Origin of the sequence: Streptomyces sp. NPDC046939 (assembly GCF_040644575.1) — a bacterium.
Lineage (GTDB): Bacteria > Actinomycetota > Actinomycetes > Streptomycetales > Streptomycetaceae > Streptomyces.
In genome coordinates this window covers 146,457-165,677 of record NZ_JBEYWV010000009.1, presented here as the reverse complement: position 1 = coordinate 165,677, position 19,221 = coordinate 146,457, and the positions used below count along the sequence as shown (strand labels likewise).

Sequence of the window (19,221 nt, the reverse complement as noted above, 5' to 3'; positions counted from 1 at the left end):
CGATCAAGGAGGACCGATCAAGATCTTCTCTCAGATTTCTCCCAAGCGATCTCCAGGAACCACTCAGGGGCCCGACCCGCGATGCGGATCAGGCCCCTGACCTGGTACTTCCCTGTCGGGGTGGCGGGATTTGAACCCACGACCTCTTCGTCCCGAAGCAACTTGGATGGGGGTGCTGCCTTGGGCTGGTGTGCCTCTCACCTGCGCTTATGGTCCATAGACGTTCGCGCTCGTCCGCCGTTGTTCGTCGGCGTTGTCACGCAGTTAGACACTCACCCGATGCCATCCCTCGATGCGAAGGCGTGGGGTGCCGTAACGCACAGACAAGGTGCCTACTGCGTTGCCTAAAGGCTGTCCCGCAATGATCAACTAGCTCAACATGGCTGGCACCGAGGATGCCCACCTTGGGCGGGTCTATCCGGCGAGCGCGAGGTTGTGCAGGCGGGCTATGCCAAGAATGGCGTGATGAACGCCGTCGCCCTTCAATCGGCAGTCGCGGAGGATCTTCCAGCTCTTCATGCGGGCGAAGGCGTGCTCGACGCGGGCACGAACCTTGGATCACCAGGCCGGTGCCGCGGTAGCCACCATCAGCAATCACCAAGTTGTTGCCGACGAGGGCCTTCGCTCCGGACAACTCCCATGCTCTGCAGTCGTTGCGGTTGCCGGGCAGAGGGCGGCCAACCGCGACGACCATCCGGGTATCGGCGTCGATGACGACCTGGTGATTAGTGGAGTACCGGTAGTTTTTCGACTGCTCTGCCACGGTGTGGTCACGTGTGGGGACCAGGGTGCCGTCCACGATGAGCACGGTGTCCTTACGGAATCGTCGCCGTGGCCGCAGTGCCAGCAGGGGTGCGAGGCGGTTGATGATGCGGTCGGCCGCAGACTTCGAGATTCCGAACAGGGGCGCGAGCTGGCGCAGCGTCAAATGGGTGCGCCAGTACGCCGCGACCAGCAGGACGCGGTCCTCCAGGGGGAGGCTCCACGGCCGGCCTCGGCGGACCGTGTCCGCTCCCTCGCGGCGCAGGGCGGTCACCAGCTTGCCGAAGCAGCGCGGGCTCAGCCCGGTGAACGGGCTTATCCAGGACGGCTGCGACGCCGTGATCACACCAGCCACGAGAGGATCGTGCCACCGCGTTGCGAACTGGCCGAGACGGAGGTGTATATGGAGACGGACTTGGTGAGTCGTCTGGAAGGGGCGGCAGATCGTTTCGTGATGCCCCTGCGTATGAACGAGGGGTTCGATGAGCAGGCGCTCCTTCAGTTGCAGGAGGAGATCGATCGCTGCGGGACGGTGTGGAGGGAAGAAACCTATGTACCGAAGCGTGCGGCGTTGATCCTCGCCGAACTCCACCCAGCGATCGAGGCCTGCGCCTGGCTGTACGAAGGGAACATGCGTCAGCGGATCCAGGAGGCGGGAGTGATGGTGTCCGAGGCAGTGATCGTTGCTCTGGACTGAGCGCCTCCCTACACCGCCGGGCGACGTACCTTCCTGTGGGCCCCAACGCGAAGAGGCGCGAGTCGGCAGAACAGCGGGCACTGGGCGCGAGCCCGGTCTTGCGGGACAAGTCTTAAGAAGCTGTTGTCTTTTCGATCTTGAGGGATGTGCGTCGAACGGAAGTCCCGATCGGGTGGTCGCGGGGTGGTGGGCGCATAGGAACAGGGCCTCCTGAACAGCTCGTTGGTGTCGGATCACCGAGCAGCAGGAGGCCCTGGTGCAGCAGTCTTGCGTGCCGGTGGCCGGGCAGTCCAGCGCGGTCACCTGGGAGTGTGACTGTCTGGCTCACCGGTTCGGAAACGCCGCCGACAACGGGACGCGGCAGCCTCGCTACCCGACGGACATGACGGACGCTGAGTGGGCCCGGGTCCTGCCGCTGCTGCCGGTGCCGGGCTGGATGCGCGGCCGGGGCGGCCGGCCGGAGGCGTATTGCCACCGGGCCATGCTCGATGCGATCCGATATCTCGTGGACAACGGGATCACGGCCGCGCGGAGGGCCGGCCCCTGTCGGGGAGTCCCGTACTGCTACGCGAGATAACAGTCCAACAGGACCCGTCGCCGCATGCGCTCGGCGAGACTGTCTGGGTGATCGAAGTCGCGTGGGCTGCTCTGGGCAGAGTCCTTGAAGTGGTCGCATTCCTGGTCAGCTTGTTTCTAGTGCTCGCAGTGCCGGGCGTGACCATATGGGGGATATCGGAGACGGTCGACCCGCGTGACGTGTTGCGGGTCCGGTGGTTCCTGCAACGGGTGCTTGACCTGGCCGAACTCGTCGGATGGGCTTTGCTCGCCGCGGGCGTGTGGGTGTACCGACACACCCTGGGTCGTGTAGTGAACGCCTATCTCCGATGGAGCAGGCGCGGGGTTGCGGAGCATCTGGCGTGGGCTAGAAGGCCTTTTGGCCGTGATGCTCACAGGCTGTTTCCTGTCGGCCCACAGGTGCGCGTTGCGTTGCGGTCGTGGCATCAGGTCGCGCCGCTAGCTGCGGTCGCGTACTTCGTCAAGGCGTTCATCCTGTTGCAGATCCTGCTTAACCTGGGGCGCATCGTCAATGCCGTCACCAGGTGGTCGTCTCATGTGTGGGCGGAGAGCGAAAGAGCTCCCGTTGTGTGGTGGGCGCCCGGCGGCGGCCTGTGGGGTCAGGCCCGGCAGGTCGAATGGACCGGCGAGCAACCAGGCATCGCTGTGACGGTAGTGACGACTTTCCGGGCGTTCGGTGAGTCGATCTGGAGGAAGGCCACCCAATATCTTCCAGCACTCGGTGCCCCGGAAGGCCGCCCCGCCGAGGCGGCTACTGCGGTGTTCGGACTCCTTCTGACTGTCGCGCTTCTCCTTGCACTACGAGCCGTGCTGGGACTTCTCGGCCGACGCGGACCGACCAGGGCAGACAGCAAGCACGGTCCAGGCTTTGCCGCCCCTCATCCTCGCGGATGGTGGCTGCGGTCGCTGCTGAGCCTGCGTCCAGGGGTGGCCAAGCGCACCCGGCCTGTCGCGGTTCTGATCGACTGTGTTGGCCGCGTGGGGGCGGCGCGGCGTTACTACCAGACCATCACGCAGCCTCATAGCGCTATCTATGCTGCGCGCGTGGACCTCTCCAGGGTTGAGCGGGTGGTGTGGTCGGCTTGGAAGGTTCGGCACCGTCAGGTGCCCGGTCCGCGTCGGCGCGAGTATCGGAAGCATGCGGCCGACGTAGTAGGGGCGATCCGGCGGCTAGAGGCACGACAGGACATCGACGCAGACACAGGCCAGGTTTTCGAGGAAATGGCGCGCTTGCTGGTGATGATCACTGAACGGTACGCACAGGGCCGCACACTCGCCCTGCTCGATCCCAAAGATTTGAAGGACGTAGAGCCCGCCGTCAATCGGGAATGGGTACGGCTGATCATCCTTGGTATTGTGATGACCGGTGCCGCCATTGCAGCGGGCCTGTCGGAGCTCTCGGCCGCCGGATCTACTCAAATCGTTGCCGTGGTAGGCGCCGTCGCCTGGGTGCTTTTGTACCGCGATCGACTCGCCCCGGGCGATGTACTCGACGTGATGCGTGGCCAAAGCCGCAAGTGACCGTATGAGACCGACGCGGACCTAGCTAAGTCAGTGATCGAGGCACCGTGCCGGCTATCGCTTGGCGTTGTTACCTGGCACAACACCGGCTCGGGGCGGGGCCCTGATCTGGGGCAGCGAGGGAGCGGGTCGGGCTTACGGGAGTGAGCTCCGAGCCGATGTAGTGGCCCGCCCGTGGCAGGGTGCATGAAACGGCGAAGGGCCAGCTTGCGAGGAACCCCTTCTTGAGCTGGCCATTCCCGCTGTGCCCCCGCAGGATTCGAACCTGCGATACCCGCTTTAGGAGTTCGATCGCTCGTCGGTACTGCCGGGGAGCCCCCTGGCCGCGTCGGCTATGCCAGGTCGCCTAGGAGTGCTGGCGTCCGGCGCCGTTGATGTCGCTTATGGATGTCAGAGGAGCCCAACTGCGCGCGCTCGCTGGCACGATGGTCCCGTGGTTGACCTGGAGCGAATCGCGGCAGAGATCATGGCGTACCTGCGAGCACTCGACGAGAGTGCCACCCTGCGGCACCACTTCCGCCACGCTGACGAAGAAGGCTGCCTCTGGTACATCGAGGCCGTACCCGACCGCGGCGAGTTGATCGTCATAAAGCAGGCCGAGCTGACCTCGGCCGGCCAGCTCCACCGGTACAGCTGGGAGCACCTGGAAGACGAGCACGGCGGCTTGACAGACCAAGCGATCGATCCTGAAGAAGATCCGCTGGAGGCCATCCCGGCCAAAGAGTTCCACAGAGTGTGGACTCGGTGAGCGCGCTGGACAACCACTTTAGGAGAGAGGTAGGAGCGTCGGGCCGGTGACCTGCCGCTTCACCGACCGAGCCAGCGAGCACGGATGCACCCGCTACCGACCCTTGTAGACCGCTGCTGACCCCTGTATCTGGCACGACTGTGGCACGGCAGCCTCTTCGTCCCGAGCACGATCGGGGCCACTTGACCACGGGTTGGGAGCGCTCTGCATGACGAGCTGCCCAAGATCAGGTGGAAAGCCCCCGCCCCTCCGACTAGACGGCGCGAGGCGGGGGCCTTTGCGTTTACTTCAGCGGGGCATGTTCTCATCGCGAACTTCGGGCGCGTCACGCCTGGGCCACTTCTGGAAGGCCCACGTCACCACCGCGCTGACGAGAGTGGCGGCAAGTGCACCGATGAACTCAGGCATGGCCGAAAGGAGCACATGCTCGATGCTGGCGACCTGATCACTCAGGGTGACAGTACCCAAGCTTGCGATGTCGTGCAGGGGCGTAGCCACTGTTGCTCTCCTCAGCGTATTTGCGTGAAGTCGGGGACCTGTGTAGGCCGCTGAGGCGAGAATCGTGGTGGGGCAGGGTTGCCCCCAACATTCACCGGGACTGCCTGGGACTCATTGCGTGCTCCGGGTACTTGAGCTGGGTCGACGCGCCGTGTCCCTGTTCTGTCCCAGGGACGCCGCTGGGACAGCGCAGGGACGGGGGGAACATGACACGGGCGATGGGCTTCGACGAGGAACCAGACGTGACTCTGGGTAGGTTCCTGCGAGACCAGAGCCAAGCGGCCTGCCTCAGCACACGGGACATCGAGCAGCGCTTCCAGCATCGCGCTCATCAGGAAAGGATGCGAATAGAGGCTGGGCACGAGCCACCAGTCGATCCTGTAAGCGACATGAAGTTTTCTAAGTCACACCTCGATCGACTCTTTAAAGGAACGGCTTCCCTTCCGCCCAAACGCTTCATCGAGGTGTTCCTAGAGATCACCAGCAGTGCCACTCGCATTCAACCGGAGCTCCACAGAAAGCTGTGTCGCCAGGCCGATGACCTGCTGACCACCGCTCGTAAATATCGTCAGAGGCGGCGTTCGAAAAAACCACCAGTATATACGCCACAAGCTCCTACTGAAGTCGCTGTAGCCACTCTCCAGGTGCAGCTCGAGCTTGAACGCGCTCATCGTACCCAGGACAGGCTTCGATGGGCTCTGAGCGATGCCCAGTTGTTGATGACCACACTGTTGCAGATCATCAGCACCCTGCGGGATATCGTCACCGACCTCGACACGGCACATCTTAAGGCACTTCGTGACAGTGCCGAGTCAGCAGCCACCGACGTCACCGCAAACCAGCGACTCCAAGCACTGAGGCACAAGGCCACAGCAGAAGATCAGCTCGAACGAGTAAACGAACGCCGCGCCCTACTGGAAACCTTGTGGGAGCAAGCTCACAATAATGTGCACCGTTTATCTCTGCACCCCGACGTAACGGAGGTGAAGTCACTTCCGGCAGGCCCTGCTCTGCCTCAACAGGAGCTTCTATCGACGAATATCCCGGCTCACCCTGCGCTCGCGGACATCGCTGCCGCTTTGGATAAAGCTCAAGAGATTAACAACGCAGAAGAACGCAAAGCTCACGAATTTCAGCGGAACCTCATACCCAACACTCATCTACAGCCGATCGACGAATTCAGCACGTTGTTGGCAGCCACTCAACTCACTGACGCAGCTAACCGCGAGACGGCTCTCCGCACGCTCATCAAGCACTGGTCCAGAAGCCCAATGACTCGCGACACCCTCGTCCGGCTCACCGTCGACGACCACCCAGACATCCGGGCACTTGCCACCCTGCATTTGGCACGAACCTGGTCCCGCGACACCGCTGCCCGCGAGGCTCTCATTGCAGTCACCCGTGATAGTGAGCCCAAGGTTCAGACGATCGCCGTATGGGGTTTGGCTCAAGCCTGGGCCGGCGACACCGACGCCTTTGACGCACTCGTGTCTCTGACTCAAGACCGCTCTAAGCAAGCCCGAGAAATTGCGGCTGAGGGGCTGGCGGTGGGGTGGCCTGGTGATGCCGCTGCCCGGGACGCGCTACTGCCCCTCCTTCAGGACACTGTCCAGCAAGTGCGAGAAACTGTTATTGAAGTACTACTCGAAAGATGGCAGGGCGATGCCGTGGCCCGAGATGCCCTCCTCGCGCTTTCCCACACCACCGATGTAGCCATGCGGGAAGTAGCCGTGAACGGGCTCTGTATCGGCTGGCCGTGCGACGCTGCCGTCACGGATGCTCTTCTTGCGATGCTAGCTGACCCCGCACCAACGGTCCGATGGGCCGCGGAGCGGGGCCTCGCTCTCACGGGGCAAGCTGTAACCAAGTCTCAATCAGGCTTTACGGGCAACAAGCATCCTCGTGACGTCGGCGAACCCAAGAGCAATCCAACCTCTCCAGAACAAAAGACCAACACAAACAAAGACGGCTATCTTATCGCTGCACGTGTTCCTTACGAGTACAGCACTGAAACTCCACTGCCTGGTATCACGACGTTGCGTCGAGGAATTAGGTTCGACCCTGGCATCAATGTAATATATGGCGACAACGGAGCAGGGAAGACGCTCTTTCTGAAGTCTTTGGCCGTCCGAGCAGGCGCCATCGAGGGAAGCCGATTGCGTCAAACACTTAAATATTCTCCGTGGGTGCAAGATCTCGCTAACAATCTTGAAATCCTCTTGATGGAAGATTTGGCGCCGGAGGATTGTTTCTATATGGAGTGGACCGAAGACGGTCGAACGCGACGAACTCAAATTGAGGCAGCACTGACCGAAACGCCGAAATATCGCCTGTACCTTCTCGACGAACCGACGGCATCCTACGATCTTGGAGCGACAAGTCGCCTCTTCAAAAAAATGCACCTGCTCAGCCAACATGGATGCCAGTTCATCATCGTGACCAACGACTTGGCACGCCCCAGACCAATCATCCCTATCGATGCCAAGGTCATCCGTCTTGGCAGCCGCCGTCTACGTGACCGCATGACAGGTCTCGGTTGGGAGCAACCCAAATGACCGAGCGGGACAGATGACCCGTTGGGCCGTGCCGCCGCACGATGTAAGCGCAACAAACACGGAGCCACGGCTCAGGTACGGCCCCGCCGACAACACACCACCTTGAAGCGACCGCGACTGCGCAGGTGAAGAGCCTTTTTGGGATCATCCGCTGCCAGTTCTCCGGGCTTAGGCATGGCTCAACCAGTGTCGCAGATCCAATCGGGTGACCTGTGGCTGCCGGTCGCTACTGCTGCCGTCAGCAGTCGTCATCGGTCGCCGTTGGGCCGCCTCGGACGGCCCAGAGACGGCCCAGGAACGCTCAACCGTTGACGGGAGACAACGGGAACCAAGCCCCCAGAACAAGCAGCTCGGGAGTTCAGTTCAGCTGGCGAATCGCCGCAGCCTTACACCCGATTGCCTGGCGTGGGGATGCTTGCAGAGCTCGGCCGAACATCAATAGAACCATGAGCGTTGATGGCCCCCCGTAGTGGCCCTACTGCGGCAAAGGTGCGGATCCAGCCGTCGGTGCAGCCGGATGCTTGGGTGTTCGAGTACCTAATTACGCTGCATGCCTCTTTCACATGAACCCTCGGCAACGCCGCAAGTACTTTGAAACACTGTCACCTGGAAGTAACGTCGATCACCGCGGGACACTGTTCGACGCTGCATTACTAGAAGCACTCCTAGAGCCACTCAAAGACGCGAGCACAGGTCGGCCGACCTTCGGTGTGGCTCGTTTCGAATGGGCGACCTTCTCCGGAAAGACTGATCTGTATCGATCCATTTTTACGGACTACGCCTTATTCGAACACGCCACGTTCGAGGATGCCTGGTTTTGGGACGCGGAATTCAAAGTGAGGGTTTCTTTCGATTGGGCAACATTCGACTCCGCCGAGTTCCATGGGGCGATTTTCAGTGGCGCGTCTTTCCGTGGTACGAACTTCGGTCGCATGGGCCCAGATTTCCGCAAGGCCACCTTCGGTAAAGACGTATCCGATTTTGGCCCCTTTACCACAGAAGGGGTGGTGGATCTCTCCTTCGCCACATTCCAGTCTGAACTTAACATGGAAGCCTCCGCGCTATCGGTGTGGTGTCGAGGAACGCGATGGGAGTCAATGGCAGTATTGAAGTTGCGGTACGCCATTCTAGGCATGGATGGAGCAATTCTCTCAGCGCCGGTAGCTATTACATACTACCCAAGCAAATTCACTGTCACTGCTGACAAACCGCTAAACGAGAGCGTTCTCCACAGCGACCCGCGACCAAAGATTCTCACGTTGCAGTCCACGGATGCTTCCAGCCTGGTGCTCACCGACGTCGATCTCAGCCGTTGCGGATTTATTGGCGCTTTCAACCTAGATCAGCTACGCATCGAGGGAAACTGTACCTTTGCCGAGACGCCGCAGCGACGATGGTTGACCCGCCGTCGAGTTCTTGAGGAAGAGCATCATTGGCGGGCCTTGAACTCAAAGAATGCGGATCCCCCTGCAGGCTGGATCAGAGGCCCCTATCACCCGAACCCGGAACTTTCTCCGAAGCCAGCCCAGCTGGCAGCGACATATCGTCAGCTACGCAAGGGCCTTGAAGACGCGAAAAACGAGCCGGAAGCGGCTGATTTCTACTACGGCGAAATGGAGATGCGCCGCCACGATTCTCTCAGACCTAAGGGGGAGCGCGTCTTGCTGACTCTTTACTGGGCGTTCTCCGGCTACGGGCTACGGGCTACCCGTGGCCTGGTTTCGCTGCTATTGGCGATGGGACTGACAACCCTTCTCTTGATGTTGGTGGGACTGCCAGCGAATCCTCGGAACCCTAGGACTTCAGGCACGGTGACAGTCAATCGGTCCATCGATGTGACTACAGAAGATCCGGGACCAGGAGGAGTGACCCCTAAGGAGCAAAGTGACCGATTCTCCTGGGACCGCGCGAAGGAGGCCGGCCTCACCACGATTAACTCCGTTGTTTTTCGTTCGGCCGGGCAAGATCTTACCCTTGCCGGAACGTTTATCGAGATGACTTCACGTGTTGTGGAGCCGATCTTGCTAGGGTTGACGCTTTTGGCCGTCCGTGGCCGGGTCAAGCGCTAACCACGCACTTGGCCAATGGCGGTGGAAGACGCTTCCGTGCGCCACCCTCCTCAATCCACCACTCACCCCAGCTCCCATCCCGTCCGCCGTCGACCCACACACCGTGGAGCGGGCGTGGTCCATGGCGTCCAGGTGGAGCGCGCCACTGTACGAACGACCTGGACGCCATGGGCCGCGTCTGCTCGGCTTTGCCTGGGTCAGCGGTGGACGGGATGGGAGCTCCCCCGCGCACGCCACCCACGGGGTTGCAGTCGGCGACGGCGCCCCCTCCATCCCGGTGCCGGCCGATCCCCCGCCGGAGGCCCTGTTCTGACCGCCGCGTACGCGGTGATCGACTCATGGCCACCGGCCCTATCCACCAGTGGGCGCGCGTCAGCGCAGCGCGGGCGGAGCGGGCCGGAGGCAGGAGCGGCGCCCGCAGCGGAGCCGGGAGCGCGCCCGGCGGAGCGGAGCGCAGCCGGGGCTTGAACCAGTAGAGAAAGTTGTAACTCAGTCGGTTCGGTGGGGCTTGAAGTTGTCTACGCAGGCAGGGAGTTCGGTGCCCTGTCGGTGTGCGAGCGGTAGGAAGGTCACTGGTCGGATGGTCCACGTGATGGTGGTGCTTCCGTGGGTGACTGAGACCTCGCACGGCTGTCCCCGTAAGAGTGCCTGCCGTGTTGCGATGCGGCCCTGGTACAGCCAGACCCATGCGTCGTCGGAGGCCGCGGGGTCGAGTGCCGGTGAGATGGTGCGGAGTGCGACTGCGACCCATCGGTCTGCCTGTGGGGCCGAGTAGGCGTCGAAGGAAGCTCGGAGTGCCGGCCGTTCCTGTTCTGGGAGCTCTTGTGTCCAGCACTCGCACCAGTAGCCGCGGCGGGTCTCGGTGTTCAGCACGGGTGACCTCCTGGGCACGTGCCGGTGAAGAGCTCCGCCGTGACCGTGTGGCCGCCGTTGCTCTTGTGGACCACCACCCGGTGGGCGATGGCGCTGACCATGCCCAGGCCGCGGCCGTGCTCGGCGTTCTGGTCCTGGTGCTCGGCCTTGGGCGCTGTGCCGGCGCCTCCGCCGTCCGTCACCGATAGGGCGATGACCTGGGCGGAGACTGCCAGCGCCAGATGGAAGCTGCCCGAATCCCGTCCGCTGGCGGTGTGAAGGATCGCGTTCGCGCTGAGCTCGCTTACGATCAGTTCGGCGTCCTCGGCCAGTGGTGAGCCGCGCAGGATGTCGCGGGTCCAGCGGCGGGCCCGGCTGACCTCTTCGGGAAAACCTGGGCAAGTGAGTCCCCAGACCCGGGCTGTACTCGTATACTCGTGCATACAAGTTCCTTCATGCTGGTAGGCCGCCATGCGCAGCGGATTCGGGCTAGACGAGTTTCACGCCATCGTGAGCGCGGATGGCCGGCGGGGAGGCCGTGTCGAGTGCGTCCAGGACGCGGATCGCGTACGCCTCGTCGGCAAGGTCGGACACTTCTTCGCGGGTGGCCCAGCGCAGGGCGCGGGTCTCGTCGCCGGTGGTGGGCACGCCGTCGGCGGCCTCGCAGCGGAAGACCAGCGAGACGATCAGGCCCGTCATGTTCTTGTAAACGCCGCACAGGGTCGCGGGAAGCGCGATCTTGATGCCGGTCTCTTCGAGAACTTCGCGTTGCAGGGCCTCGGGGATGGTTTCCTCACGTTCGAGGACGCCGCCCGGGGGCTCCCACTTGCCGTTGTCTCGGCGCTGGATCAAGAGGGCCCGGTTCTGGGCGTCAACGATCACTCCGGCGACGCTCACGGAGTGCGGACGGTCCATGCTCACGTTCCTCGGCCCTCTCGGCTGGCTAGGCTCTCCACCGTAGCAACAAGACTCGCCCACACGTCTAGATACCTAAAGGAGTACGCATGAGCCCTCTTCCTTCCGGCCTCCTCGGCGACCTCGACCCCACGAGTGATCGTGCGGTCTTCCGCCAGATCGCCGACCAGCTGCGCGAGGCCATCGACCGCGGGCGATTCCACGAGGGCGACAAGCTGCCCTCGGAAGCCGACCTTGTTGAGCATTACGGGGTATCCCGGATGACGGTCCGCAACTCCTTCTCCATCCTCCAGGGGGAAGGACTCGTGCACGCCGAGCACGGCAAAGGCGTCTTCGTCCGACCACGGCCCCCCGTACGACGTCTCGCCTCAGACCGCTTCGCGCGGCGGCACCGGGAGCAGGGCAAGTCCGCCTTCATCGTCGAGGCCGACGCCGCCGGCAGTCACCCCCAGGTCGACAGCCTGGAGGCCAAGGAAGAGAAGGCCAGTCCCGACGTCTCCGCGCGACTCGGCTCTGTTCGGCGTGTGCTGGCCCGTCGGCGGCGGTATCTGTTGGACGGCCGTCCGGTCGAGTTCGCCACCTCCTTCCTGCCGCTCGACATCGCACGCGGCACGCAGATCGCCGAACCCAACCCCGGGCCCGGCGGCATCTACGCCCGCCTGGAAGAACTCGGCCACCGCCTCGACCACTTCGAGGAGGAGATTCGGGCGCGGATGCCCTCGCCAGCCGAGGTGAAGACGCTCCGGCTGGCCTCTGGCGTCCCGGTCATCCACCTCATCCGGACCGCCTTCGACACCGAGGGGCGCGCCGTCGAGGTCTGCGACACGGTCATGGCCGCTGACGCATACGTGCTGTCGTACCAGCTTCCTGCGACCTGATCGTCATGGTTTGCGGTGGTGCGCGGGGGCGATTCCCGGACTCGTACACCCCAACACGCTTACTCGTATAGACGAGTGGGCAAGTTGTGGTGCATAGTGGTCCACGCGTTCCCGGCATCGGGTTCGCAGAGCGCTACATGTATAGACGAGTAGATAGGAGCTTGCGTACCGTCCGCGTTGAGACCTCGGCCGCGACGATCCTGCTGACTGAGGCTCCCGAGCCAAAGGTCCGTGACCGTCAGACGGGCGAGATCGCCAAGGATGCCGTCAGCGGTGAGGCGCTGATGACGATCGGCGTCGTCCACATCGAGGACGGCGAGTCGTCGCTGATCAAGGTCACCGTTCCTGAGAGCGGTGTCTCCGAGGGGCTGGCGCTGGGCGCGCCGGTCTCGCTGCCGGGGCTGGTCGCCCGGCCGTGGGAGTCCGTGTTCAACGGGCAGAAGCGTCACGGCATCGCCTTCCGCGCTGCCGCCGTCACTCCGGCCGCCTTCCCGGCCGCTGCGGGGGCCGCCGCCTGATGACCGACCTGGCGACGCTTCTGGAGGTGGGTGGTCCCCTCGCCGCGCTCGGCGGTGGGGCCGCCTACACCCGGGCCAAGCACCCTGGCGTGTACTGGTCCACCATCGGCCTGCCGATATCCACGACCCGGCTGCTCGGCTCGTACGGCTCGGTCATGGAAGCCTGCGGCCTGACCGTGGCCCCCTCCCGGCTGCGAGTTCTCGCCGTCAAGGCCACCACCAAGTGAGAGGTCCGGCCCGTCCCGCCCCGCCGGGGCATCATCCGGCCCACCTCGACCGGGCTGCGCATCCGGCTCCGGCTCGCCCCGGGACAGGAACCCGCCGACGTCGCCGCCTCCGCCGAACGACTGCGGCACGCCTGGGGCGTACACGCCGTGTACGTCACCACCGTCAAGCCCGGTGTCGTCGAGCTGCGGCTCGTGGGATACGACGTCCTGCGCAAGGTTCGGATGCCGCGCAAGGCGGCGGACGGCTTCCTCAAGGTGCCGGTCGCGCTGCGAGAGGACGCCATGCCCTACGTGCGCGACTACCGCACCATCCCGCACCAACTCACCCTCGGCGCGACCCTGTCCGGCAAGTCCATGTTCCTGCGCCACCTCATCACCGGGCTGGCCCGGCAGCCGGTCGCCCTAGTCGGCATCGACTGCAAGCGCGGGGTGGAGCTGGCGCCGTTCGCACCCCGGCTCTCGGCACTCGCCACCGACCCGGAACAAGCGGCCCAACTGCTGCCCGCGCTCGTCAAGGAAATGGAGGACCGATACGACCTGATCAAGGCCCGGCAGGGCATCGCCCCGGACACCCCGGACGAGGAGATCACCTCCGACATCTGGGGCCTGCCCGAGCACCAACGCCCTACGCCACTGGTGCTGTTTGTCGACGAGGTCGCCGAACTGTTCCTCGTCGCCACCAAGAAGGACGAGGAACGGCGCGACGAGATGGTCACCCAGCTCATCCGGCTCGCCCAACTGGGCCGTGCCGCCGGCATCTACCTGGAGGTGTGCGGGCAGCGCTTCGGCGCCGAACTCGGCAAGGGCGCGACCATGCTCCGCGCCCAGCTCACCGGCCGTGTCTGCCACCGCGTCAACGACGAAGCCTCCGCCAAGATGGCGCTCGGCGACATCGTCCCGGAAGCGGTCATGGCCGCCTGTGCCATCGCCCCCGAACGGCCCGGCCTGGCCGTGGCCGGTGACACCTCCGGCGGCTGGTCCCGCATCCGCACGCCGTACCTCTCCCTCGGCGACGCCGCCGAGACCTGCCGCGACACCGCCCACCTGGTCCCTGACCTGCCCGCGCTCAAGCCCTTCCGCCCGGACGTGCCCGCTCGTCCCGTCGAGGCCCCGGCGCCGCTCGTGAAGCCGCGCCCGGTGACCGACTGACCCACCCCACCCCGGCCGGCGTGACCGCCTCACGCCACGTCCCTAGCCCTGCCATGCCTGAACTCGAAAAGGAGCCGCAGCATGCGCGCCCAACTGGCCCGCGTCGACGCGGTGCTCGTCCAGGCACTCATCGCCGCCTCGCTGTCCTTCGCCTACCTGCACGACATCGCCTCGGCGGCCGGACAGGACGGATGGAAAGCGTGGGCCTACCCGATCAGCGTCGATCTGCTGCTCGTCGCCGCCTGGCGCCGACTGCGCTCGGGTGAGGCCAAAGCATCGGGCTGGTGCTGGTTCGTCATCGCCCTGACCGCATCGCTCGGCGCCAACGTCGCCACCGCCGGACTGCTCGACCTGACCCATGTGCCGGCCTGGCTGCGCATCCTCGTCGCGGGCTGGCCCGCCGTCGCCTTCCTCGGCGGCACCCTCCTCGCCCACACCACCCCCACCCCACCGGACAACAACCTCGACGTCATCGAGGACGACGAGGAGACGCCCGAACCCACCCCCGAGCCACCCGCCCCGCCAGCCATCGAAGCACCGCCCGAGCGCCCCGCCGTATCGGTCCCGGCCGCCCTGGTCGACCACGCCCGCAAGGTCGCCGCCGACCACCACACCCGTACCGGCACACCGATCGACACCCCGACCCTCCGCGCCCGCCTCGGCGTCCCGGCCCTCATGGCCGAAGCCATCGCCGCCCAGCTCTGAAAGGAGACCCACGTGACCGCCAACCGCCGCTTCCGCAGCGTCACCCGTATCGGCCCCGTCCAGGTCGGCACCTCATACGACGGCCGGGGCCGCGAGAAGCACACCGCCGCCTGCACCGCCCCGCGCTGCGGCTTCTCCGCCGACTACGACGGCCGCGCTGCCGCCGAACTGGCCGCCCGCGCCCACCGCTGCCCCGTCCGCTGAAAGGACCCGGAAGACCGTGACCGTCAGCCTCCCGCTCGTGTTCGTCCTCGGCTTCTTCGCCTGGGGAGCGGTCAAGTTCCTCGGCGTCCGCACCTGGATCGTCGTCCTGATGGCCCTCTTCGGCTTCTGGCTCTCCCACACCTTCATGGCCCCCGCCATCGAGTCCGGCACGCGCTCCGGCGTGGACGTCATAAACGGCTCGCATGACTAGACGAGTAGATAAGGAGTCTCCGACCGTGTTCCTGCCCAAGTACCCCGACAGCCCAACCCCGCCGCCCGCGCACACCCACGCCCCGACCGACCCGGCGCCCATACGACGCTCACTCCCGCCGGTCGCGATCGACAAGAACACGGTCGCCGTCGTACTCGTCGGCGGAGTCGTCCTCACCGCGCTCCTGGCCGCCGTCGCCGTGACGGCCATCTCCGTCGCCGTGGCCGCCGTCGTCCTGCGCTCGATGCTCCGCGACCACAACCGGCGCTGAACCCGCCCCCGGCCGCTCGGGGCGGCGGCACACGACGAGCATTCCGCCGCCCCGGCGCCTGTTCCTCCCGACCGAGCCAGCCAAAGGAGAAAGCCATCTTCACCCGCACCACTCCGGCCCCCCTCCCGGAAGTCGCGCACCTGGCCGCGCAGGGCACGCTCCCGGGCATCCTCCGCCAGCTCTCCGGCCTCGGTGGCTGCACCAACCCGATCCGCCTCGACGGCCACCGCACCGAGTACGACGTCGACACCACCACCGGCGAGATCGGCAACGTCCTCCACCACCTCGACTCCACCAGCCTCCCGGCCGGCCAACCCCTCGTCCGCTGCAACAACCGCCGCACCACCCGCTGCTCGGCCTGCGCCGAGGTCTACCGCCGCGACACCTTCCACCTGATCACCGCAGGACTGCGCGGCGGCAAGGGCACCCCGGAACACGTCGCCGCCCACCCGCGCGTGTTCGCCACCTTCACCGCACCGAGCTTCGGCCCGGTCCACAAACCGCCCCTCCAGCGGCCGCCCCTGCCGCTGCGGCACCCACCACGACCAGGACGACGACACGCTCGGCACCCCGCTCAACCCGAACACCTACGACTACGAAGCGGCCGTGCTCTGGAACGCCCACGCGGGCGCCCTCTGGCGACGCTTCTCCACCTATCTCCGCCGAGAGGTCGCCAAGCGGGCGGGCCTCTCCCAACGCCGACTCCGCGACCACGCCCGCGTGTCCTTCGCCAAGATTGCCGAGTACCAGAAGCGCGGCGCCGTCCACTTCCACGCGGTCATACGCCTCGACGGCCCCGGCGGCGGAGACACCCCGCCCCCGCCCTGGGCCACCGCCGAACTCCTCACCGACGCCATCCGCGCCGCCACCGCCAAGGTCCGCGTGGACGGCCCGGTCATCGACGGCCGCACTCACACCTTCACCTTCGGCCGCCAACTCGACGTCCGCACCATCCGATCCGCCGACTTCAACGACGGACAGGAGCTGACCGAACGCGCCGTCGCCGCCTACATCGCCAAGTACGCCACCAAGGGCGCTGAAACCGCGACGGGAACTCTCGACCGCCCCCTGAGGTTTGCCGCCGAACTCGCCCAGCTCGACATCAGTGACCACGCCCGCCGCCTGATCCGAACCGCCTGGGATCTCGGCGCACGCAAGAGCCTCGAACACCTCCGCCTACGCGCCTGGGCGCACATGCTCGGCTTCCGCGGCCACTTCTCCACCAAGTCCCGCCGCTACTCCACCACCCTCGGCGCCCTCCGCGACGCCCGCGCCGAATGGCGCCGCGCCCAAGTAGCTACCGCACAGCCCGAACGCGGCACCGACACCACGTACGTCCTCGCGCACTGGGTCTTCGCCGGCACCGGCCTGTCCTCCGCCGAAACCTGGCTTGCCGCGTCCCTCGAACCCGCCCCCGGAACCGAAGGAGAGCCCACCAAATGACCACGGCCGCGCCCGAACTGCTCACCGTCACTGAGGTCATGACGCGGCTCAAGGTCGGCCGCACGAAGGTGTACGACCTCATCCGTACCCGGCGCCTGGTCTCCATCAAGGTCGACGGCTGCCGCCGTATCCCCGATGACGCCGTACGTGCCTTCATCCAAGGCCAGATGGAAGAGGCGGCCTGATGACGAAGCGTCGTAGTCGCGGTGACGGCGGTCTGCACTGGGACGAGAAGAGACAGCGTTGGATCGCCACGGCCAATCTCGGGTTCGATCCCAGCGGCAAGCGGATCGTGAAGTGGGGGAGTGGCAAGACCAAGATGGAAGCGAAGAACAAGCTCAAGGAGGTGTTGCGGGACCACGAAGACGGTCTCGCCATCGCACCCACCAACTACACGGTCAAAGACGCGGTGACGGACTGGCTCACCTACGGGCTGGCCGGCCTCGACCCCAGAACCGTCGAGACCACAACCCTCCTGAGCGAGGAGCACGTCATCCCGTCGCTCGGCGCTCGCAAGCTCCGCGACCTCAGCGCGGAGGATGTAGACCGCTGGTTGGCCACCAAGTCGAAGACGCTCAGTACGCGCACCCTCCAGGGCCTTCACTCCTGTCTGAACCGCGCGGTCAAGCGGGCCATGGCCCGGGACAAGGTGAAGCGCAACGTCGTGGAACTCTGCTCGGTACCTCAGGGGCAGGCTGGCCGCCCGTCCAAGGCGCTCACCTTCGCCCAGGCCGAGGCCGTTCTCAAAGGGGCCGAGGGAACCTCGATGTACCCGTACATCGTCGTCGCGCTGCTGACCGGTGCCCGCACCGAAGAACTGCGCGCCCTCACCTGGGACCACGTCTTCCTGAAGGGGCGCCCCGACTTCGACCCGCCGCAGCCTCCGCACATCGCAGTGTGGCGCTCGGTTCGGCGCAGCGGAGACACCAAGACCCGGAAGTCCCGGCGCACCCTCGCCCTGCCGGCGCGCTGCGTCGATGCCCTCTGGCAGCAGTTCGAAGATCAGGGATGGGATCGGCTCGCCGCCGGTGACGACTGGGAGGAACACGGGTTCGTCTTCTCCTCCGCCGTCGGCAAGCCGCTCGACGCTGCCAACGTCCGGCGCGCCTTCCGCCAGGCGCTCAAGGGCATCGACGGGATCAACGCCGACGAGTGGACGCCCCGGGAGCTCCGGCACAGCTTCGTGTCGCTGCTCTCCGACCGGGGCGTGCCGCTGGAGGAGATCTCCCGGCTGGTCGGGCACTCGGGTACGGCCGTGACCGAGGAGGTCTACCGGAAGCAGATCCGGCCCGTGATCCAGACTGGAGCCGTCGTCATGGACGGGATCTTCGGATTCGGGACCGATCCGCGGATGCCGTAGGCACTCAGAAAGCGATAGTCACGCAGATAGACACGCAGCAACGCCAGAGGGCCCTTACCGATTCGGTAAGGGCCCTCTGAACTGCTATTTGGCTGTCGGGGTGGCGGGATTTGAACCCACGACCTCTTCGTCCCGAACGAAGCGCGCTGCCAAGCTGCGCTACACCCCGATGTCGTTGCTCCGCTTCCCGGGCCCGTAGGGGCCGGTCGCGGCGACATCGATTACTTTAGCGGACTGGTGGCCTGAGACGAAATCCGGTTTTCGGGGCCCCGGATCTCGGGGCGGAAGCGGTCGGCCGTGACGAGGAGCAGGGCCAGGGCGTAGAAGGCCAGGCCGAAGATCACGGCGTTGCCGAGGACGCCCGCGTAGCCGTGCTGGTCGACGTCGAGGAGCGGGTACGGGTAGCGCGCCGGTGTGCCCGGCGTCATGATCGCGCCGCGGATCAGGGCGAAGCCGAAGTAGGCCAGGGGGTAGATCATCCAGATGCCCGCGTGGCGCAGGCGGAGCTTGCCGGGGCGGGTCAGGAGGAGCCAGTTCAGGAGCGCGCCGATGGGGGTCACCGTGTGCAGGAGCTGGTTCGAGACCTGGCGGGCGCCTGTCATGGCCTCGGCCGCGTCCTCCGTCATCGAGAAGCCGCTCGCGTCGTTCGCCAGGATCACGTGGTAGACGAGGCCCGTGATGCAGATGAAGAGCAGCGCGCCCCCGGTGAGGAGCGGCGGGAGGGGGCGGTCCGCCCGCCACGCCCGGACCGCCGAGACGGCCAGGACCACCGCCAGCAGGACGTTCGACTGGATCGTGAAGTAGCTCAGGACGCGGAGGGCGCTGTCGCTGATCACCAGGTCGATGACGATGCCCGTCGCCGCCGCCAGGGCGAGCAGGGCGCGGAAGGCGGCGGCCACGGGGCGGCGGCGTCGTGGGACCACCGCTTCCGCCGGTACCGAGCGGGCGCTGGAGGCACGGGGATCGATCATCCATCCACCGTAGGACGGCGTACGGGCAGGGGCGAAGGACCGCCCCTGCCCCGGCCGCGCCGCAACGCACCGGATCAGTGGGACGAGCTCC

18 protein-coding genes, 1 tRNA gene and 4 pseudogenes are annotated in these 19,221 nt (G+C 65.5%); 16 read left to right on the top strand and 7 right to left on the bottom strand.

The features are described 5' to 3' along the window. Positions 1 to 414 precede the first annotated feature (414 nt). A pseudogene (locus ABZ877_RS12800) lies at positions 415 to 1,117 on the bottom strand (transposase). A gap of 48 nt (positions 1,118 to 1,165) precedes the next feature. On the opposite strand from ABZ877_RS12800, the gene ABZ877_RS12795 reads away from it, so the two are divergent. From ABZ877_RS12795 to ABZ877_RS12780, 4 genes and pseudogenes are all read left to right on the top strand, one after another. Beyond that, positions 1,166 to 1,459, top strand: a complete 294-nt coding sequence (locus ABZ877_RS12795) for a hypothetical protein (RefSeq protein ID WP_361068773.1) — start codon at positions 1,166 to 1,168, stop codon at positions 1,457 to 1,459. A gap of 319 nt (positions 1,460 to 1,778) precedes the next feature. Then, positions 1,779 to 1,976 (top strand): annotated as a pseudogene (locus ABZ877_RS12790) (transposase); the annotation flags it as partial. 107 nt (positions 1,977 to 2,083) lie between these two features. Continuing rightward, positions 2,084 to 3,556 (top strand): hypothetical protein, encoded by a 1,473-nt coding sequence (locus ABZ877_RS12785; protein ID WP_361068771.1) that lies wholly within the window; start codon positions 2,084 to 2,086, stop codon positions 3,554 to 3,556. 433 nt (positions 3,557 to 3,989) lie between these two features. After that, positions 3,990 to 4,304, top strand: coding sequence for a hypothetical protein (locus ABZ877_RS12780; protein WP_361068768.1), 315 nt, complete (start codon positions 3,990 to 3,992; stop codon positions 4,302 to 4,304). 288 nt (positions 4,305 to 4,592) lie between these two features. Here the strand turns inward: ABZ877_RS12780 and ABZ877_RS12775 are convergent, their stop codons facing one another. Next, positions 4,593 to 4,802, bottom strand: a complete 210-nt coding sequence (locus tag ABZ877_RS12775) for a hypothetical protein (protein ID WP_361068765.1) — start codon at positions 4,800 to 4,802, stop codon at positions 4,593 to 4,595. A 218-nt stretch (positions 4,803 to 5,020) separates the two neighbouring features. Between ABZ877_RS12775 and ABZ877_RS12770 the strand changes: the two genes are divergently transcribed. Continuing rightward, complete coding sequence (locus ABZ877_RS12770; protein WP_361068762.1) at positions 5,021 to 7,357, top strand: HEAT repeat domain-containing protein; 2,337 nt, start codon at positions 5,021 to 5,023, stop codon at positions 7,355 to 7,357. 563 nt (positions 7,358 to 7,920) lie between these two features. Further along, the gene (locus tag ABZ877_RS12765; protein ID WP_361068760.1) at positions 7,921 to 9,426 is read left to right on the top strand and encodes a pentapeptide repeat-containing protein; all 1,506 of its coding nucleotides are present in this window, start codon (positions 7,921 to 7,923) and stop codon (positions 9,424 to 9,426) included. A 489-nt stretch (positions 9,427 to 9,915) separates the two neighbouring features. Here the strand turns inward: ABZ877_RS12765 and ABZ877_RS12760 are convergent, their stop codons facing one another. From ABZ877_RS12760 to ABZ877_RS12750, 3 genes are read right to left on the bottom strand one after another with little or no spacing between them, the layout of a single operon-like run. Then, positions 9,916 to 10,299, bottom strand: a complete 384-nt coding sequence (locus ABZ877_RS12760) for a hypothetical protein (protein ID WP_361068757.1) — start codon at positions 10,297 to 10,299, stop codon at positions 9,916 to 9,918. Continuing rightward, complete coding sequence (locus tag ABZ877_RS12755) at positions 10,293 to 10,721, bottom strand: ATP-binding protein (RefSeq protein ID WP_361068937.1); 429 nt, start codon at positions 10,719 to 10,721, stop codon at positions 10,293 to 10,295. Before ABZ877_RS12755 ends, ABZ877_RS12760 begins: the two co-directional genes overlap by 7 nt. Before the next feature lie 46 nt (positions 10,722 to 10,767). After that, entirely contained in the window at positions 10,768 to 11,175 is a 408-nt protein-coding gene (locus ABZ877_RS12750; RefSeq protein ID WP_361068754.1) for an NUDIX hydrolase, read from the bottom strand. Between the two features lie 107 nt (positions 11,176 to 11,282). On the opposite strand from ABZ877_RS12750, the gene ABZ877_RS12745 reads away from it, so the two are divergent. The 10 genes and pseudogenes from ABZ877_RS12745 (at position 11,283) to ABZ877_RS12700 (ending at position 18,159) form a co-directional block, all read left to right on the top strand. Further along, positions 11,283 to 12,071, top strand: a complete 789-nt coding sequence (locus tag ABZ877_RS12745; RefSeq protein WP_361068751.1) for a GntR family transcriptional regulator — start codon at positions 11,283 to 11,285, stop codon at positions 12,069 to 12,071. A gap of 161 nt (positions 12,072 to 12,232) precedes the next feature. Continuing rightward, on the top strand, positions 12,233 to 12,589 hold the full coding sequence (locus ABZ877_RS12740; RefSeq protein WP_361068748.1) for a hypothetical protein: 357 nt from the start codon (positions 12,233 to 12,235) through the stop codon (positions 12,587 to 12,589). Next, positions 12,589 to 13,965: pseudogene (locus ABZ877_RS12735) on the top strand (FtsK/SpoIIIE domain-containing protein). The gene ABZ877_RS12740 and the pseudogene ABZ877_RS12735 overlap by 1 nt, the downstream one beginning before the upstream one ends. Positions 13,966 to 14,046: 81 nt before the next feature. Next, positions 14,047 to 14,670, top strand: coding sequence for a DUF2637 domain-containing protein (locus tag ABZ877_RS12730; RefSeq protein ID WP_361068745.1), 624 nt, complete (start codon positions 14,047 to 14,049; stop codon positions 14,668 to 14,670). A 12-nt stretch (positions 14,671 to 14,682) separates the two neighbouring features. Beyond that, a complete protein-coding gene (locus tag ABZ877_RS12725) occupies positions 14,683 to 14,874 on the top strand; it encodes a mobile element transfer protein (protein WP_361068742.1) in 192 nt (63 codons plus the stop codon). A gap of 16 nt (positions 14,875 to 14,890) precedes the next feature. Further along, complete coding sequence (locus ABZ877_RS12720) at positions 14,891 to 15,085, top strand: hypothetical protein (RefSeq protein WP_361068739.1); 195 nt, start codon at positions 14,891 to 14,893, stop codon at positions 15,083 to 15,085. Between the two features lie 25 nt (positions 15,086 to 15,110). Further along, entirely contained in the window at positions 15,111 to 15,356 is a 246-nt protein-coding gene (locus ABZ877_RS12715) for a hypothetical protein (protein WP_055625154.1), read from the top strand. Next, a pseudogene (locus tag ABZ877_RS12710) lies at positions 15,353 to 16,799 on the top strand (replication initiator). Before ABZ877_RS12715 ends, ABZ877_RS12710 begins: the two are co-directional and overlap by 4 nt. Continuing rightward, positions 16,796 to 16,984 (top strand): helix-turn-helix domain-containing protein, encoded by a 189-nt coding sequence (locus ABZ877_RS12705; RefSeq protein WP_361068735.1) that lies wholly within the window; start codon positions 16,796 to 16,798, stop codon positions 16,982 to 16,984. Before ABZ877_RS12710 ends, ABZ877_RS12705 begins: the two are co-directional and overlap by 4 nt. Then, complete coding sequence (locus ABZ877_RS12700) at positions 16,984 to 18,159, top strand: site-specific integrase (RefSeq protein ID WP_361068732.1); 1,176 nt, start codon at positions 16,984 to 16,986, stop codon at positions 18,157 to 18,159. Before ABZ877_RS12705 ends, ABZ877_RS12700 begins: the two co-directional genes overlap by 1 nt. Before the next feature lie 95 nt (positions 18,160 to 18,254). Here ABZ877_RS12700 and ABZ877_RS12695 read toward each other — a convergent pair. Further along, positions 18,255 to 18,328 (bottom strand) — tRNA-Pro (locus ABZ877_RS12695). Between the two features lie 52 nt (positions 18,329 to 18,380). Beyond that, the gene (locus ABZ877_RS12690; RefSeq protein ID WP_361068729.1) at positions 18,381 to 19,130 is read right to left on the bottom strand and encodes a Pr6Pr family membrane protein; all 750 of its coding nucleotides are present in this window, start codon (positions 19,128 to 19,130) and stop codon (positions 18,381 to 18,383) included. Positions 19,131 to 19,221: the final 91 nt, after the last annotated feature.